The organism is Apolloniradiicaulis salifontis (genome assembly GCF_053756655.1).
On the sequence record NZ_CM132387.1, the window covers coordinates 2263194 to 2279013 of the forward strand.

A 15820-nucleotide genomic window follows, 5' to 3' on the forward strand; every position below is an offset into this window, starting at 1 on the left:
TTCAATCAAATGCTTTTGATTTTATCAACACATTCCGGCGGTAACCCGGTTTTTTCGCCAGCCTCAATGAGGCGCGCCCGCAATCCGGGGCCGCGCGGATCGTCGCCCTTTGCCATGGCGTCTTCGAGGAAGGGGCCGAGTTTCGACAGATCGCACCCCGAAAGGGCGCGCTTGACCGGACCGATGGAGCCGGCCGCCATGGACAGGGTGCGATAGCCCAGCGCCGCCAGGACGCAGGCCTCCATGGGCCGCCCGGCCAGCTCGCCGCAGACATTGATCGGCTTGCCGTGACGGTCGCAGGCTTCGCGCACCTGCTTGAACATTTTCAGCGACGGCGTGCTGATGGGATCATAGCGGTCGGAGACCTTGGGGTTCTGCCGGTCGGCGGCGAAGAAGTACTGCATCAGGTCATTGGCGCCGAGCGACACGAAGTCGGCCATCTCAAGACAGGCGTCCGGCGAAAACGCGATCGCCGGCGTCTCCAGCATGAAGCCCAGCCGCACGCTTGCGGGCCGGCCATGGCCGTGAGCCTGCGCATACTCCACCTCGTGCTCGAGCATGTCCTTGGCGCGGGCGAGCTCTGAGGGGCAGGTCACAAGCGGGAACAGCACGTTGAGATAACGGTCGCGGCCCGCGCGCACCAGGGCGCGCAGCTGATAGCGGGTGAGGCCGGGGCGATCGAGCCCCATGCGCAAGGCCCGCCAGCCCAGCGCCGGGTTCGCCTCGCGCATGGAGGGGGTGTAGGGCGTCACCTTGTCGCCGCCCAGATCCAGGGTTCGAAACACCACCGGCCGGTCGCCGGCCGCCTCGAACACCGCGTTGTAGAGATCGCACTGGGCCTGCAGGCGCGGCAGGGTGTCGGCGACCATGAACTGGAACTCGGTGCGAAACAGCCCCACGCCTTCCGCGCCGCTGTCCTGCAGGTGGGAGAGCTCCACCAAGAGGCCGGCGTTCATGGACAGGTGCATGCGCACGCCGTCCCTGGTGGTCGCCGGCGCGGCGCTGAGATCGGCGTAGGCGCGCCGGCGCGCGGCCAGGCTCTCGATGCGCTCGTCATAGGTGTCGGCGACGTCGGCGGTGGGGCGGGCGTGCAGAAGGCCGAACTCTGCGTCCAGGATCACCGGATCGCCATCCTCGATTCGGTCCAGCGCACCCTCCACCCGGCCCACCATGGGGATGCCCAGCGCCTTGGCGACGATGGCGGCGTGGCTTGTGGAGCTGCCCTCCTCCAGCGCCACGCCCTTCAGCTTGGAGCGGTCGAAATCAAGAAGCTCGGCCGGACCGACGCTGCGCGCGATGAGGATCGCGTTCTCCGGCAGGGGATTGGCGCCGGCGTCTTCAGAGCGCGCCAGATGGCGCAAGAGACGGTTGGCGAGATCCTCCAGATCGTGCAGGCGCTCGCGGAAATGCACGTCGCGGGCCTTCATCAGGCGGGCGCGGTGCTCGTTGCGCACCCGCTCCACGGCGGCCTCGGCGGTGAGGCCGGCTCGCACCGCTTCGCGCAGGCTGTCGATCCAGCCGCGATCATGGGCGAACATGCGATAGGCTTCCAGAACCTCCCGCGAGGGCGTGCCGGCGGGCACGCGCCCTGAATCCAGCAGCATGTCCACCGACCGGCGAAGGCGCGCCACCGCGTCGGACAGGCGCGTCTCCTCGACCTCGGCGTCTTCAGCGACCATGCGCGTGGCGCGCACATGGGGCTCGTGCTTGACCGCGACCCCCTTGGCCAGGCCCCCCGACAGCGCCAGACCCTGGAAGCGCTCCGGTTTCGACAGGCGCAGCTCGAGCCCGGAAAACGCCGCCGCGCCCACAAGATCGCCCGACACCACGATCTCGGCCAGCAGCATGGCCACGGTCTGCAGCGTCTCCAGCTCCTCCTCGGTGGAGGGGCGCATGGCCATGGTCTGGGCGGTGAGCACGCCCACAAGCCGCCCGCCGCGCAGAATCGGCACGCCGACAAAGCTCTTGAACGGCTCCTCGCCGGTTTCAGGCCGGTAGGAGAAATTGGGATGGGACGGCGCGTCCTCGGCGGCGAACGGCCGCGCGCGCCGCGCCACCAGACCCACCAGACCCTCGCCGGCGCGCAGGCGCACGGTGTGCACCGCTTCGGCCTTCAGACCGTGGGTCGCCGACAGCTCCAGCGCGCCGGACGGGCGCACCAGATAGATCGAACACACGTCCGAGCCGGTCTCCTCGGCGATGATGTCGGTGAGCTTGTCCAGGCGCGCCTGCGCGTCCTCCTGCATCGCCATGAGATCGCGGATGCGCGAAAGCAGGCGGCGCGGACCGCGCACGGCGGGAGACAGGGTGTCAGGCGGCGTCATGGAGCGGCTCGAGATCCTTACAAGGGGGGCTGATCAGGGCCGGTGAACAAGTCGTCGAACCTGCATTGTAACCGGCGCAGAGAGCGCGCGCGAGCGCGCCGGCGTCAAGCCCTGGAATTGACCGCAGTCAGCCGGTAGGCGCCGTGGAGCGCCCTCACCGCGCGTTCCAGAAGGTCGCCGTCCACCAGAACCGAGATCTTGATCTCGCTGGTGGCCACCATGCGCACCGCCACGCCCTCGCGCGCCAGCACGCCGTAAAGCGTGCGCGCCACGTCGGCCCGGCCGCGAAGGCCGGTGCCCACCACCGAGACTTTCGCCAGCCCGGTCTCAGAGCGGATCATCACCCCCGGCGCGCCCAGATCCTCGGCCACATGAAGCGCGCGCGGCAGATCCTTGCCGGCCACCGAGCACTCCACCACGTCGCCCCCGGCCGCCGTGCGCGCCTGAACGATCATGTCCACCGCCACGCCGGCGCCGGCCAGCGCCCCGAACAGGGCTTCCGCCGGCGCCGCGCCCTCGCCGCCATTGAGCGACAGGCGCGCCTGATCGCGCACATAGGCCACGCCGGAGACCACGCGGCGCTCGGCGATGGCGGCGTCTTCGACCACTTCGGTGCCGGCGCTCATTCCCGGCGCCTCAAAGCTGGAGCGCACCCGCAGGCGCACCCGCTTGGCCTTGGCGTACTCCACCGAGCGCGTCTGCAGGACTTTCGCTCCCATGGCGGCGAGCTCCAGCATCACGTCATGACTGATGCGCTCCACGCGCACAGCCTCCGGCGCCAGGCGCGGATCGGTGGTGAAGACCCCGTCCACATCGGTGTATATGTCGCATTCGCCGCGTATCGCCGCGGCCACCGCCACCGCCGTGAGGTCGGTGCCGCCCCGGCCCAGCGTGGCGAGGCGCCCGTCGGAATTGACGCCCTGATAGCCGGCGACCACAGGGATGATCGACCCGGCCAGCATGGCTTCCAGCGGCTCGGCGTTGATGGCGCAGATGCGCGCTGATCCCGGCGGCCCCTCCACATGGATGGGCAGCGCCCAGCCCATGACGGCCTGGGCGTCCAGGCCCTCTTTCTTCAGCGCCAGCGCCATCAGGGCGGCGCTCGCCTGCTCGCCGGCGGCCAGAACCGTGTCGGTCTCCATCTCGCCAAGCCCGCCGCCCAGCGCCTCGGCCAGCTTTAAAAGCCGGTCGGTCTCGCCGGCCATGGCGCTGACGACGACCGCGACCTTGCGGCCCGCGCGCGCCTCACGCGCCACGATGGCCGCGCTGTGGGCGATGCGCGCAGGGTCGCCCATGGAGGTGCCGCCGAATTTCAGCACCAGCGGCACGCCGCCGCGCGCCTTGTCGCCCGCCATATCGCCCGACGTCTCGCTCAAACTCTCACCGCTTGCGCTTTCAAGGCTCGCCTCAAGCCGACCTTGAGACCATATTGCGCTGCGTTAGTTAGAGAACTGGCGCGCGCCACGCAAACGCGCCGCACCCTCAAGGAGCGCCCCATGGCCCAGGCCGCCGCACCGCAACGCCTCTCCACCCCGTCCATCGACCCGGCCGAGGTGGAGAAATTCTCCAAAATGGCCGCCGACTGGTGGGATCCGGACAGCAAGTTCGCGCCGCTGCACAAATTCAATCCGTCGCGCCTGACCTATATCCGCGAGACGCTGGCCGCGCACTTCCGCACCGACGGTCCAGAGCCGCTCAAGGGCCTGAAACTTCTCGATATCGGTTGCGGCGGCGGGCTCGTCTCCGAGCCCATGGCGCGCCTTGGCGCCTCGGTCACCGGCGTCGACGCCGCCGAGCCCAACATCAAGACCGCTTTGGTGCACGCCGAGGAATGCGGCCTCACCATCGATTACCGCCACGGCACCGCCGAGCAGCTTCTGGAAGCCGGCGGGCCGGGCCAGTTCGACGTGGTGCTCAATCTGGAAGTGGTGGAGCATGTGGCCGACCCGCAGGCCTTCCTGCGCGACTGCGCCAAGCTCGCCAAGCCCGGCGGCATGATGATCGTGGGCACGATCAACCGCACGGCCCGCGCCTTCGCCACGGCGATTTTCGGCGCCGAATACGTGCTGGGCTGGCTGCCGCGCGGCACCCACCAGTTTGAAAAACTGGTGAAACCCGAAGAGGCCCGCGCCGCCCTGGAAGCCGAAGGCCTCAGCGTGCGCGCCCCCGTGGGCGTCAGCTACAACCCTTTGAAAGACCGCTTCTTCATCTCCGGAGACGCCGGCGTGAACTATCTCATGGCGGCGGCGAAGTAGGCGGGGGTGGGTGTTCGCTGGTTCGATCCAGCGCCATTCAGCTATCCCACACCCTCATCCTGAGGTGCGAGCCCCGGACTTGATCCGGGGCGAGCCTCGAAGGACCCGCAGGATCAAGCGCGGTGCGTCCTTCGAGGCTTTTTGCATCGCAAAAAGACTCCTCAGGATGAGGGGGGTTGAGGGCGTGATCGATCTCGGCAGGCTCTCGCCACCAAGGGGCGTATCAGCCCCCTCACCGCCGCCAGAAGCCCGGGGCGAGCATCACAAGCATGACCATGATCTCCAGCCGGCCGATGAGCATGTTGGCGGTCATCACCCATTTGGCGGCTTCGGGCAGGGGCTGGAAGGTGCCCGCCGGGCCGATGACGGGGCCCAGGCCCGGGCCCACATTGGCCAGCGTCGTGGCCGCGCCGGACACGGCCGTGACCGTGTCCAGGCCCAGAAAAGACAAGAGTGAAGCGGACACCGCGAAGGTGGCGAAGAACAGAAAGAAAAAGCCCAGCACCGAGCGCACCGTCTCGTCGGGCACGACCTGATTGCGGTAGCGCACAGGTTTGACAGCATGGGGCCGGGCGTACTGGGCGATATAGGCTTTCATCGCCGAGGCCGCGATCTGGTAGCGGAAGATCTTCACCGAGCAGGTGGTGGAGCCCGCGCACCCGCCGATGAACATCAGCACGAAGAAGATCGCCGCCGCGCCGCCGCCCCAGGCGTAAAAATCGGTGGAGGCGTATCCCGTGCCGGTGAGCACCGACACCGCGTTCACCGCGGCCAGGCGCCAGGCCGGCAATCCGCCGGCGGCGTGGGGATCGCTGGTCACCAGATAGAGCGTCAGCAGGGTCGCCGCGGCCAGCGCCACCAGCAGGAAGGTGCGCGCCTGGCTGTCCAGAAGCAGGAGATCGGGGCGCCCCTGCGCAGCGCGCACATAGAGCATGAAGGGAAGGCCCGCGAGCACCATGAAGACCAGCGCCACCAGATCCGCGCCCCCCGCCGTGAAGGCGCCCAGCGAGGCGTCGCGGGTGGAGAAGCCGCCGGTGGCCACCGTGGTCATGGCGTGGTTGACGGCGTCGAAGGCCGTCATGTCGGCCGCGAGATACGCCATGAAGCAGGCGAAGGTGAGCGCCAGATAGATCAGCCCCACCGCGCCCGCGATCTGGCCCGCGCGCGGCAGCGCCTTCTCACTGGTGTCGGAGCTTTCCAGGCGGAAAAGCTGCATGCCGCCAATGCCCAGAAGCGGCCAGATCGCCATGGCCGTGACGATGATCCCCACCCCGCCGATCCATTGCAGGATGGAGCGCCACAACAGCACCCCCGCCGGCAGCTCGGAGAGGCCGGTGAGCACGGTGGCGCCGGTGGTGGTGATGCCGGAGGTCGCCTCGAACAGGGCGTCGGTCCAGCTGAGCCAGGGCAAAGCGAGTTTCAGCGGCACCGCGGCCACCAGCGCCAGCACCGCCCAGCTGCCGCCGGTGAGGATGATGGCGCCGCGCGCGGTGAGCCGGTTGCCCGAGCCCCGCCCGGACAGGGCCATCACACCGCCCACCGCCAGCGCCGCCAGCGCCGAGCCGAAAAAGGCATGGGCGGCGCGGCTGTCGTCCTGCAGGTCGGCGATCGCCGGGACGAGCATGGCCGCCCCCAGCGAGGCGACCAGAACGCCCAGCACGAACAGGACGGTGCGCGCAGATTCGCTCAAACCGTTCGGCCCGGCCGGGTCAGTGGACCGCGCCGGAGGCCCGGGGGCCGCCGCCGGGGGTGTCCAGGGCGAAGGCGGGCACCGCCGCATCAAAGCGCACCCCGTCGGCGCGCTCCATGAGATAGGCGCCGGTCATGAAGCCCGACGGCGTCGTCAGCGGCGCGCCGGAGGTATAGCTGAAACGCTCGCCCGGCTCCAGGTGAGGCTGCTCGCCCACGACGCCGTCGCCGCGCACGATCTCGGTGCGGTTCATGGCGTCGGTGATGCGCCATTCGCGCGACAGGAGCCGCACAGCCTGCTCGCCGGTGTTCTCGATCTCCACGGTGTAGGCCCACACATAGCGGCCCTCATCGGGGTCGGAATCCTCAGCCAGAAACGAGGGCTGGACGCGGATCACCACGCCTTGGGTCTCTTCCACATACATGATCGCTCTCCGCCGAGCCTTGCCGAGTCTTGGTGTCAGCGCCCCACCTTCACACTGAGCCGGGTCGGCGCTCAAGGAAAACAGGCGCCCCGCGCTGGACTCCGCGGGCGCCGCGCTGGAAAAGTCACAGCCGCATCTGACCGCGATTCCCTCAAAGGCTTTCATGACTGGCTCCACCGGCATTCTTCCCGACCGCGCATTGCAGGAGGCGGCCGCTTCCGGATGGATCGGGACAAGGCGGGGGCTGGCGCCGGGCCAGATCCAGCCGGCGAGCCTGGATCTGCGGCTGGGCCGGCGGGTCTGGCGGATGCGCGCCAGCTTCCTTCCCGGGCCGGGCCGCACCGTGGCCGAGCGGCTGACCAGCGATCTTGTGATGCACGAGCTCGATCTCGACGGCGGGGCTGTGCTGGAGACCGGCTGCGTGTATCTCGCGGAGATGGAGGAGCATCTGGATCTGCCGGGCGGGATTTCGGCGCTGGCCAATCCCAAAAGCTCCACCGGGCGCCTTGATGTCTTCACCCGCGTCATCGGCGACGGATCCACCGCCTTTGACCAGCTGCCCGAGGGCTATCGCGGGCCGCTTTATGTGGAGATCGCGCCGCGCACGTTTTCGGTGCTGGCGCGCCCCGGCGACCGGCTGGTGCAGGTGCGCCTGCGCGCCGGCGCTCACCAGGCGCTGCGGGCGATCACGCTGTCGGTGGATCTTCAGACCGAAGGCGGGATCGCCGGCTACCGCGCCAAGCGCCATTCGCCGCTGGTGGATCTGGCCGGGACCGGCGCCCATGATCCGGCGCAGTTCTGGGAGCCTCTGCCGGCGCTGGGCCGCATGGTTCTGGATCCGGGCGAATTCTACATCCTGGCCAGCCGCGAGGCGGTGAGCGTGCCGATGACCGAGGCCGCAGAAATGGCGCCCATCGCGCCGGAAATCGGCGAGTTTCGCGCCCATTACGCCGGGTTTTTCGATCCGGGATTCGGCGTCGAGGCCGCCGGCGGCGCCGGATCGCGCGCCGTGCTGGAGGTGCGCGGGCGCGACGTGCCGTTTATCCTGGAGCACGGACAGGCGGTGGCGCGCCTGGTCTACGAACCCATGGCCGGCCCGGTGGAGACGCCCTATGGCGCGGCCGGATCCAATTATCAGGCCCAGGGCCTGAAACTCGCCAAGCATTTCAAGCGCGGCTGACGCGCACAAAAAATCCGGGCCCCGCGATGGAGCCCGGATTCTTTTTTATGGTGGTCTGCGCGCGCCCTAGTGGCGGCTGTCGTGACCGTCGGTGTCGGCGACGATGGCGCGCAGCATCCAGGCGTTCTGCTCGTGCACCTGCATGCGCTCGATGAGCATGTCCTCGCTCACCTTGTCGCCCAGTTCCTCGGCCACGTCGCTGGCGGCCTTCAGGCGCCGGGCGACCAGCTCGTTATCATGGGCGAGCGCCTCGACCATGGCCTTGGCGCTCTTGGGCTCGCCGTCATCTTCGTCGACGGCGGAGAGCTCGGCAAAGCGCTTGTAGGAGCCCGGCGACGCTTCGCCCAGGGCGCGGATGCGCTCGGCGAGGTCGTCGGCCGCCTCGAACAGATCCTGGTACTGCGTTTCGGTGAGCTCGTGGATCGAGACGAAGAGCGGGCCGGTGACATTCCAGTGATAGCCTTGGGTCTTGGCCAGCAGGATGTAGGTGTCGGCGGTGGCCGCAGCCATTCGGGCCGCAAGCTTCTTGCGCGAATCAGCATTCGCCACGGAGATGTGGGGGTTTTCTTCGGATCGAAGATCGGAATTGAGTGCGTCACTCATGGTGAGCCTCCTTGGGTAAGCGCTCGTAAATGGACGATGGAGGGCCGAAGGTCAGGCGCCGCAGGATGCGCGCCCGGCCGACGGCCTGGGCCGCGCCGGTCGGCGGACGGCCGTTAGAAGGGGCGCAGGATCATCACCGCGGCGGTGACGCCGCCCAGCGAGATCACACCTATAATGATGGACCAGGCGAAGACTTTCTCCTGATCGAAACGACGTTCGCCCCCGCGGGCCTTGTTCTTGCGGACCTTGACGGTCATGCAAATCCTCCCTGTTGCTCGCCAGGCCGCTCAGGCCCGGCTTTCCCCACAACAACGAGGCGCCCCCGCTCCAGGTTCCCCGCCCCGCTCGGCTTTGCAGCGCCGGATGCAGGCGCGGGCGCGGCGACCCCGGGAAAATTCGCAATTCGTTAACCAAGGCCTACTTTCGCCGCTTTTCCTGCGCTATGGTTAACAGGTGACGGGCCGATTCCACGGGCCTGCGCCGGAGCGCCGGGGACAGGGGCGCTTCAACCGGCGAAGGCGGTCAGGCCTGTTTGAAGGGGTTTTAAGAGGGACTCATCATGTCTTGGACAGCAGCCGTGCGCATCACCGCCATCGCCGCCGTGTTCGCCGCCGCGCCGGCCATCGCGGACAATTCGCAATGGGACTCCCAGTGGGACCCGTTCAATTCGCGCTGGTCGGGCTATTACGCGGAGACGCCGCTGGAGGAGTGCCAGACCGGCACCCAGGGCGATCTGGAATTGCGCGCCTGTCTGTCGCGCCTGCTGCTTGAGGCGGAAAGCGCCTACGAGGTCTCCATCGACGTGCTTGACGATCTGGTGCGCAACCGGGCCGACGCCTTCGTGCAGGCCGAAGAGGCCGAGGCGCTGCGCTTTGCGCGCGAGACCTGGCGCTCCTACATCGATTTCCAGTGCGATTTTGAAGGCGCCATGCTGGGCCGCAGCTATTCCTCCAGCGCGCTTCAGGCCACCAGCTGCCGGGTCTCGCTCCTGCGCCAGCAGACCGCGCGCCTGACCGAGCTGGCCACCCAGATCGATCCCAACGCCGGCCCCACCGGACCGGGCGAGCCCTGCGTCGGCCGCTTCTGCGCGGTGGAGACGGAAACCTTCCGCGACTGGACCGCCCAGTGCCGGCGCGCGGGCCTTTGCGGCGCCTACACCACCGCCGGCTCTCAGGGCAGCGCCAGCCATCGTCTGGACGTGGTCACGCGGCCGGCCGGCGGGGGCTACAACGTCCTCTTCACCTCCAATCAGTGGCCGGTGAACGCCGCGCGCGCCATTGCGGTGCGGGTGGACGGCCGCAACCCGGTCGTGTTCCGCCCCTATTCGGGCTACAGCGCCGACGGCGAAGGCGTGTTCGTGCTGTCGGACGCCACCGCCACACAGGCGCTGATCCGCGACATGCGCCGCGGCGGCCGCCTGACCGTGCAGTATGTGGACACGAGCGGCGTGGATCGCCTGGCGACCTTCTCGCTCTACGGCGTCATGGACTCGCTGGCCTTCATCGAGGCGCGCCTGCGTCCCACACGCTACTAGGACGATTATGGTCGTCTGGGGGCGGGGTTCGGGTCAGCGAGCCGGGATCGAACCCGAAGAAGGCCGCAAGGACGCCCGCCTCACCTGCCCGCCCGCCGGCGCCCGGGACACGGGTAAGGGGGCGGATCGGCAGAGCGGACGCGAGGACGAACAGAAAAATTACGCCTCAGCTCTTCTTTTCCAGGCAGCGAAAATCGGCCTCCAGCCGGCGGCCCTCAAAATCCACATGGCAGACATTCAAATCGTGGCGCCGGCACCAGATCTGCAGGCCGCGCGATGTGAATCCCGCCTCCAGCGCGGTGTAGTCGCGAAGGCTCGCCGCATCGGAGCGTCCGGCCATATGCTCGGCCTCGCACTTTGTGCAGACCACCGGATGGGTGATCTGGCGAAACAGATGATCAAGGCTCATGGGCCATTGAGTTAGGCCCGCGCCCCGCCCCGTCCAGACCCGCCGGATCCGGCGCTGATGCAGGCGCACGCAAACCACCCCGCACCGCCCGGCGATTTTGCATCCCCGCCCTGCGCGCACGGGCTCGCCGCAACGCTTGCCCGGCCCGGCGCACGCGCCTAAACGGGCCGCAAGGCCGCATGGGCGGCCTAATTTCCGGACTTAAGCGCCATGGACGTCGAATTCTTCTACCGGTTTCTGGCCGCCTTCTTTGCGATGCTGAACCCGATCGCGGCCATGCCGGTGTTCCTCTCCCTCACTGAAGGCGAGAGCGAAGCCTCGCGCCGGCGCACCGCGATCACCGCGGTGATCGCCACCCTGGTGGCCTGCGTCGCGGTGGCGCTGGTGGGCCGCCATGTGCTGGGCCTGTTCGGCATCTCCATCGACAGCTTCCGCATCGCCGGCGGCATCCTGCTGTTCAGCATCGCCCTGACCATGATCGGCGGCGCGCGCCACACCTCCAGCGCCGGCACCGAGCGCGAGCGCGGCCAGATGGAGCGCGTGGACAATCCGGGAATCTACCCCTTCACCATCCCCATGACGGTGGGCCCCGGCACCATCGCCACGCTGATCATCTTCTCCGAACAGGTCACAACGCCGGTGCGCGCCGGGTTTTTCGGGGCCGTGCTCTTGATCGTGGTCGGGCTGTTGTTCATGGCGTTGATGATCGCGCCCCTCATCGACCGGGTGATCAGCCAGAGCGCGCGCACGGTCTCCATCCGCATCATGGGCATCATCCTGGCCGCCCTGGCGGTGGAGTTCGTGATCACCGGCCTGCGCAATTCGGGGCTCATCGGCGCGGCGGTGGGGGGAATTTAGGGGGGCGGCGCCCAGCCCCAGCCGAAACTCTCACTCTCCCTCATCCTGAGGAGTCTTTTTGCGTCAGCAAAAAAGCCTCGAAGGACGCACCGCGCTTGATCCTGCCGGGTCCTTTAAAGGCTCCCCCGGATCAAGTCCGGGGTCGCACCTCAGGATGAGGGTGTCGGAAACGAAATGAGGGCGCGGCGCCTGTCCTCCCCCTTGATGGGGGGTGAGCCTGCCGAGATCGATCCGGGGGATCGATCGAACAGGCGAACGCGCCGCGCGAAGCGCGAGGCGGAAGGGTGTGGCGGCGCCACGCCTCCGCCTAAACAACCAACATCCCTCATCCTGAGGAGTCTTTTTGCGTCAGCAAAAAGCCTCGAAGGACGCACCGCGCTTGATCCTGCGGGGTCCTTCGAGGCTCGCCCCGGATCAAGTCCGGGGCTCACACCTCAGGATGAGGGGGAATAAATGGATTGGATGGCGACGGCGGCGCTTGAAACCTCGACCTTGAGGAGGCCGAACGAAAAGCGCCCCTACTCCGCCGCGCTCGCTTCAGCCGCCGCGCTCGCTTCAGCCGCTTCGCGCTCCGCCTTCATGCGGGCGGCTTTGTCTTCCACCGCTTCGACGATGCGTTCGACCATGGTTTCGTTGGAGATTTTTTCTTCGGCCTTGCCGGCGAAATACATCATGCCGGAGCCGGCGCCGCCGCCGGTGAAGCCCATATCGGTGTAGGCCGCCTCGCCGGGGCCGTTCACGACGCAGCCGATGATCGACAGCGAGATCGGCTCGGAGATGTGCTCCAGGCGCTCTTCCAGGGCCTCCACCGTCTTGATGACGTCAAAGCCCTGACGCGCGCAGGAGGGGCAAGAGATGATGTTGACGCCGCGGGTGCGCAGGCCAAGAGACTTGAGGATGTCGTAGCCGACCTTGATCTCCTGCACCGGATCGGCGGAGAGGCTGACGCGGATCGTGTCGCCGATGCCGGCCCACAACAATGAGCCCAGACCGATGGCGCTCTTGATGCCGCCGGTGCGCAGGCCCCCGGCTTCGGTGACGCCCAGATGCAGCGGCGCGTCGGTGGCTTCGGCCAGCGCCTGATAGGCGGCGACGGTGAGAAACACGTCAGAGGCCTTCACCGAGATCTTGTAGTCGTGAAAATCGAGATCTTCCAGGATGCGCACATGCTCCAGCGCGCTCTCCACCATGGCTTCGGGGCACGGCTCGCCGTATTTTTCCAGAAGATGGCGCTCCAGCGAGCCGGCGTTGACGCCGATGCGGATGGAGCAGCCATGATCCTTGGCCGCCTGCACCACGTCCCGCACCCGGTCCATTGAGCCGATATTGCCCGGATTGATGCGCAGGCACGCCGCGCCGGCCTCGGCGGCCTCGATGCCGCGCTTGTAGTGGAAATGAATGTCGGCCACGAGCGGGACGTTCGCTTCGCGCGCGATGGTCTTGAAGGCTGCGGTGCTGTCGGTGTCCGGACAGGAGACGCGCACGATGTCGGCGCCCGCCTCTTCCAGCTCGCGGATCTGGTTCAGCGTCGCGCGCGCGTCGCTGGTGAGGGTGTTGGTCATGGACTGGACGCTGATCGGCGCGTCGCCGCCGACCTCCACCGACCCGACACGGATCTTGCGGCTGGTCCGCCGGTCGATCATCCGCCAGGGGCGTACCCGGGTGTGGTCTTCGATACCCATAACGGCCTCGTCTCAAGCGCTTGTGTCTGGATATAGAACGGATGGCGGCGCGACGCGAGGGGGAAGGATGAAACCGGCCTCTGAATGGGAGAAGCCCGCGTGGAAAAAAAGGCCCCGCGGCCCGCGAGGGGGCGGGCGGCGGGGCCTTCAAGTCCGGCGGCTTTGGGGCGCCGCCGGGCCGTCATTCGGGGAACGATCGAAGGACGGACTGATCCGTGCGCTAGCGGCGCGAGTCGGCGAGCTGGATGCGGCCGTCGCGCTCGGCGGCGGCGACGTTCTGCGCGAAGGTGCGCTCGGCGTCCGCCATGGCGTCGGCGATGCAGATCCGCTGCAAGCGACGCATCTCGAGGGACGTCCGGGACGGGACCTGGCAGACCCGCCGCGAGGCGGCTTCAAGGCGCTGGAGGACCGCAGTGCGGCCGGCTTCGGTGGTGAGTTCGCTCATCTTGTAATGCACGGCGCTCTGCGGTGCGTCTTGCGCGACGGCGGAGACCGAGGCGCCCAGCGCCGCAGCGGCGGCGATCGGCAGAATCAGGGCGTTGATGCGTTTCATGGCGGTGACCTCTCTTTAGTTCGACCAAAGGGTCCGCCCGGGAGCGATTCAGCGCCGCGCCTCTTGCTGCGAACCCATGGATGAGAGAGTGGCGCGCGCCACATTGCCGTACGCTGTCCCGCCCGTGTCGAAACGGCAATCTTACGGTAAATGTGCGGCGAGTTGGCGGAGCCCGCCAGGCGCTAGGCGCCGCCGCAGCGCTTTGAGCAGTACTTCACCTGGTCCCAGTCGCGCGCCCATTTCTTGCGCCAGGAGAACGGCCGACCGCAGGCGGCGCAGATTTTCTCCGGCAGGTCGGCCTTGGCGATCTTGCGCCCGCGATTGACGTTCTTGGCCATCTAAAAATCAAACCGCGTCTGGGCCGGATCGGCGGCCTTCGCCTTGCGCCGGCTGGCGGCGGAGCCGGTGGCCTTCAGTCCCGATTTGCGGCTGCCGTGCTTTTGCTGGATGGCGTCGGCGGCGGCCTTGTGATCCTCGCCTTTTCGGATCGCGCCGATGCGGGCGCGGGCCTGGCGGGCGGCCATCTCATGGTCCGCCAGGCGATGGGGATAGGTGTTCCCCAGCGTCACGCCGGCGCGCTCCAGCACACCCTCCGGCGCGCGCCAGGGCTCATGGATGAAGCTGTCGGGAAGCGCTTTGAGCTCCGGGATCCAGCGGCGGATGAAGACGCCGGACGGGTCCTGATCATGGCCCTGCTTCACCGGATTATAGATGCGCGGCGTGTTCACGCCGGTGACGCCCGACTGCATCTGCATCTGGGGGTAATGAATGCCCGGCTCGAAATCGGTGAAGCGGGCGGCCAGCCTCTGCGCCGGCTGTTTCCAGTGGGTCCAGAAATGATAGCTCGACACCGAAGCCGCCATGGCGCGCATGCGGAAATTGAGCCATCCCGTGTGGGCCAGCGCACGCATGCAGGCGTCCAGAAACGGCAGGCCGGTGCGCCCCTCGATCCAGGCCTCAAGGCTCGCCGGGTCCGGATCGGGCCGCGCGCCGCGATAGGCGGGATGCAGATCGGCCGTCTCCATGAAGGGCGCGTCCTCAAATTTCTGGATGAAATGGCAGTGCCAGTGCAGGCGCGAGATGAAGCTGTCGATGGACTGGGCGTAGGCGGTCTCACCCGCCGCCCGCTTGTCGATCAGCGCCCGGCCCGCCGCCTGATAGGCCTCACGCATGGAGAGCGCGCCCAGCGCCAGAGGGGCGCTGAGGCGCGAGCAGGCGTCAAAGGCGGTGAGCGGTGAGGACATGGCCCGGCGATAGCCGGCGCCGCGCGTGGTGAGAAAGCTGCGCAGATCCTCCACCGCGGCCGTGCGTCCGCCTTGCTGGCGGCCCGGACAGGGGTCGCTCGCAAGGCCCAGCGCCCCCGGCTCGGGGATCGCCTCGCCGGTGAGACTTGCGCAGGCGATGCGCGAGGGCGCGGGCGCGGCGGGTTCGGCCATGAAGGCGTCCCAGCGCTTCGCCCAGCCATTGCGGCTCTTTAGTCCCCGGATCACGCCGTGTTGGGGATGCTCGATAAAGGCGACGTCGTTGGCTTTCGCCCAGCGCGCCACCGCCTTGTCGCGCTCAAACGTGAAGGCGAGCCCGGTCTCCTCATGGGCGCGTAACGCGCTGACGGGCCCTGTGCGGTGGAGCGCGTCCAGCACGTCCACCACCTCGCCCACGCGCACGGTGAGGCGGGCGCCGCGCTTTTTCAGGGCCGTGTCGAGGCTCTCCAGCGTCTCACAAAGGAAGGCGTACTGGCGCGCGGAATATTCGGGCAGCGCCCAGAGCTGCGGCTCGATCACGTAAAGACAGATGACCGGGCGCCCGGTCGCCGCCGCCTCGGCCAGGGGGCGGTGATCATGGACGCGCAGATCGCGCTTGAACCAGACGATTTCGGCGGACATCAATTCGCCCTGGCGCGCACCAGATGCTGGATGGAGGGCCGGATCAGCAGAAAGACGCGGTAGAGCCCCTCGCCGATCCAGACAAAGGGCGGCAGCGCGGCCACATGGCCCAGCGGACGCCAGAACCCCGGCGTCGCCTTCCACAGCTCGGCGAACGCAGCCGCGCCGGAGAGCAGCGCCCCGTCAGCGCGGCGCACATGGAAGCGCTTCATGGCTGCGGCGCAGCCGATTTCCTCCGGCGCGCCCTCGCCATTGGAGATGTCGACGAACGCGGCTTGCGCGTTGAGGCGTTGATAAAGCCCGATCTCGGCCCGGCACAGCGGGCAGGACCCGTCGTAAAACACGGTGGGGCCGTCTTGCCCGCCCGGTTCATCGCGCGTTAGCTGTTCTTGTTCAGTCGTTTTTTGCATTTTCGACTCCATATG

Annotated in this window: 16 protein-coding genes; 4 read left to right on the forward strand and 12 right to left on the reverse strand. The window is 68.0% G+C overall.

The window, feature by feature from the left end; all coding sequences use genetic code 11:
- Positions 1-5 precede the first annotated feature (5 nt).
- Both ptsP and ACWCOP_RS10880 read right to left on the reverse strand, forming a co-directional pair.
- Entirely contained in the window at positions 6-2324 is a 2319-nt protein-coding gene (ptsP, locus tag ACWCOP_RS10875; RefSeq protein ID WP_478248304.1) for a phosphoenolpyruvate--protein phosphotransferase, read from the reverse strand.
- A 104-nt stretch (positions 2325-2428) separates the two neighbouring features.
- Entirely contained in the window at positions 2429-3700 is a 1272-nt protein-coding gene (locus ACWCOP_RS10880; protein WP_478248305.1) for an aspartate kinase, read from the reverse strand.
- A 120-nt stretch (positions 3701-3820) separates the two neighbouring features.
- On the opposite strand from ACWCOP_RS10880, the gene ubiG reads away from it, so the two are divergent.
- Entirely contained in the window at positions 3821-4579 is a 759-nt protein-coding gene (gene ubiG / locus ACWCOP_RS10885; RefSeq protein ID WP_478248306.1) for a bifunctional 2-polyprenyl-6-hydroxyphenol methylase/3-demethylubiquinol 3-O-methyltransferase UbiG, read from the forward strand.
- A 232-nt stretch (positions 4580-4811) separates the two neighbouring features.
- Here the strand turns inward: ubiG and ACWCOP_RS10890 are convergent, their stop codons facing one another.
- A complete protein-coding gene (locus ACWCOP_RS10890; RefSeq protein ID WP_478248307.1) occupies positions 4812-6269 on the reverse strand; it encodes a TrkH family potassium uptake protein in 1458 nt (485 codons plus the stop codon).
- 19 nt (positions 6270-6288) lie between these two features.
- A complete protein-coding gene (gene apaG, locus ACWCOP_RS10895; protein WP_478248308.1) occupies positions 6289-6693 on the reverse strand; it encodes a Co2+/Mg2+ efflux protein ApaG in 405 nt (134 codons plus the stop codon).
- Between the two features lie 163 nt (positions 6694-6856).
- Between apaG and ACWCOP_RS10900 the strand changes: the two genes are divergently transcribed.
- Complete coding sequence (locus tag ACWCOP_RS10900; RefSeq protein ID WP_478248309.1) at positions 6857-7873, forward strand: 2'-deoxycytidine 5'-triphosphate deaminase; 1017 nt, start codon at positions 6857-6859, stop codon at positions 7871-7873.
- 66 nt (positions 7874-7939) lie between these two features.
- Here the strand turns inward: ACWCOP_RS10900 and ACWCOP_RS10905 are convergent, their stop codons facing one another.
- Both ACWCOP_RS10905 and ACWCOP_RS10910 read right to left on the reverse strand, forming a co-directional pair.
- On the reverse strand, positions 7940-8476 hold the full coding sequence (locus tag ACWCOP_RS10905) for a Dps family protein (RefSeq protein WP_478248310.1): 537 nt from the start codon (positions 8474-8476) through the stop codon (positions 7940-7942).
- Between the two features lie 113 nt (positions 8477-8589).
- Positions 8590-8733 (reverse strand): hypothetical protein, encoded by a 144-nt coding sequence (locus ACWCOP_RS10910; RefSeq protein ID WP_478248311.1) that lies wholly within the window; start codon positions 8731-8733, stop codon positions 8590-8592.
- Between the two features lie 302 nt (positions 8734-9035).
- Between ACWCOP_RS10910 and ACWCOP_RS10915 the strand changes: the two genes are divergently transcribed.
- Complete coding sequence (locus tag ACWCOP_RS10915; protein ID WP_478248312.1) at positions 9036-10010, forward strand: lysozyme inhibitor LprI family protein; 975 nt, start codon at positions 9036-9038, stop codon at positions 10008-10010.
- 166 nt (positions 10011-10176) lie between these two features.
- Here ACWCOP_RS10915 and ACWCOP_RS10920 read toward each other — a convergent pair whose 3' ends face one another.
- Positions 10177-10419 carry a hypothetical protein gene (locus ACWCOP_RS10920; RefSeq protein WP_478248313.1) on the reverse strand — a complete coding sequence of 81 codons (243 nt, stop codon included), beginning with the start codon at positions 10417-10419 and terminating at the stop codon, positions 10177-10179.
- Positions 10420-10629: 210 nt separating this feature from the next.
- Between ACWCOP_RS10920 and ACWCOP_RS10925 the strand changes: the two genes are divergently transcribed.
- Positions 10630-11277: a MarC family protein gene (locus ACWCOP_RS10925; protein WP_478248314.1), complete on the forward strand. Its 648-nt coding sequence runs from the start codon at positions 10630-10632 to the stop codon at positions 11275-11277.
- A gap of 518 nt (positions 11278-11795) precedes the next feature.
- Here ACWCOP_RS10925 and ispG read toward each other — a convergent pair.
- The 5 genes from ispG to ACWCOP_RS10950 all read right to left on the reverse strand — a co-directional run bounded on the left by ispG (position 11796) and on the right by ACWCOP_RS10950 (position 15805).
- On the reverse strand, positions 11796-12959 hold the full coding sequence (gene ispG / locus ACWCOP_RS10930; RefSeq protein WP_478248315.1) for a flavodoxin-dependent (E)-4-hydroxy-3-methylbut-2-enyl-diphosphate synthase: 1164 nt from the start codon (positions 12957-12959) through the stop codon (positions 11796-11798).
- Positions 12960-13179: 220 nt separating this feature from the next.
- Complete coding sequence (locus tag ACWCOP_RS10935; protein WP_478248316.1) at positions 13180-13512, reverse strand: UrcA family protein; 333 nt, start codon at positions 13510-13512, stop codon at positions 13180-13182.
- A 182-nt stretch (positions 13513-13694) separates the two neighbouring features.
- Positions 13695-13850, reverse strand: coding sequence for a DUF2256 domain-containing protein (locus tag ACWCOP_RS10940; protein WP_478248317.1), 156 nt, complete (start codon positions 13848-13850; stop codon positions 13695-13697).
- Positions 13851-15395, reverse strand: coding sequence for an FAD-binding domain-containing protein (locus ACWCOP_RS10945; protein WP_478248318.1), 1545 nt, complete (start codon positions 15393-15395; stop codon positions 13851-13853). It abuts the gene before it with no gap.
- Positions 15395-15805 carry a thiol-disulfide oxidoreductase DCC family protein gene (locus ACWCOP_RS10950; RefSeq protein WP_478248319.1) on the reverse strand — a complete coding sequence of 137 codons (411 nt, stop codon included), beginning with the start codon at positions 15803-15805 and terminating at the stop codon, positions 15395-15397. The genes ACWCOP_RS10945 and ACWCOP_RS10950 overlap by 1 nt, the downstream gene beginning before the upstream one ends.
- Positions 15806-15820 lie beyond the last annotated feature (15 nt).